This is a genomic window from Mesorhizobium sp. M7A.F.Ca.MR.148.00.0.0, from assembly GCF_003997735.1.
In the GTDB taxonomy this organism is placed as follows: Bacteria; Pseudomonadota; Alphaproteobacteria; order Rhizobiales; family Rhizobiaceae; genus Mesorhizobium.
The window spans coordinates 1-982 of sequence record NZ_RZTB01000306.1; the positions used below are offsets into that span (position 1 = coordinate 1).

Here is a 982-nt window from a genome sequence, read left to right on the forward strand (position 1 = left end):
AAAACAGGTTCAAACCGTGAACAAAATCTGGCATGGTGCCTGGCATGCCGATCATCTCCCCCGTCTCGATCAACCCTCTCATCGACGGCCGCCAGTCCGAACGCGCCATGCTGGTGCGGCGCGGCGTACAGCGGCTGCTCAGGGATATGGGCGCACATGTGTTGCCTGAACTGTCGCTGGCCACGGGCCGCCGCGCCGACCTCGTCGCGCTGACCCGGCAGGGCGATATCTGGATCATCGAGATCAAATCCTCGATCGAGGATTTCAGGGTCGACCGCAAATGGCCCGACTACCGGCTGCACTCCGACCGCTTCTTCTTCGCCACCCATCCCGGCGTGCCCTCGGAGATCTTTCCGCAGGAATGCGGCTTCATCCTCTCCGACGGCTACGGCGCCGAGATCCTGCGCGATGCGCCCGAGCACCGCATGGCAGCGGCAACGCGCAAAGCGCTGATGCTGCGGATCGCGCGGGCCGGCGCTTCGCGGCTGCTGGCGGCAGAGCTTGCCGGCGTGTCGGTGCCGGCGCTGGAGGGTGAGAGCGAGTAGCGATTGTCCCCCAAGTCCTAAGACTGCCTCTACTCTTCACCGTCCTCCACGCCACCCCTGGCGGGCGCCATGAGCAGCACGGCAGCGCCCAGGATGGCGGCGATGAAGGAGCCGGCGAGGATGCCGACCTTGACCGCGTCCTGCAGCGCCACGTCGCCGGCGAAGGCGAGCAGGCCGATGAACAGGCTCATGGTGAAACCGATGCCGCACAGCAGCGATATGCCGATCATGTGCGTCCAGCCGGCATTGGCGGGCAGGTCGGCAAGACCGAGCCTAATGGCAAGTGCCGAAGAGCCGAACACGCCGACCAGCTTGCCGACCACCAGGCCGGCGGCGACACCCAGCGTCAACGGCTCAATCAGCGCACTGACGCTGAGACCGGCGAGCGAAACGCCGGCATTGGCAAAGCCAAAGATCGGGATGACGACGAAGGCCAC

2 protein-coding genes are annotated in these 982 nt (G+C 65.7%); one reads left to right on the plus strand and one right to left on the minus strand.

The window, feature by feature from the left end:
* Nucleotides 1-44 precede the first annotated feature (44 nt).
* Nucleotides 45-545 (plus strand): MmcB family DNA repair protein, encoded by a 501-nt coding sequence (locus EOB49_RS34140; RefSeq protein ID WP_164781941.1) that lies wholly within the window; start codon nucleotides 45-47, stop codon nucleotides 543-545.
* 29 nt (nucleotides 546-574) lie between these two features.
* On the opposite strand, the gene EOB49_RS34145 is transcribed toward EOB49_RS34140, so the two are convergent.
* The coding region (locus EOB49_RS34145; RefSeq protein WP_206526192.1) for a Na+/H+ antiporter NhaA at nucleotides 575-982 on the minus strand (408 nt) is incomplete at its 5' end.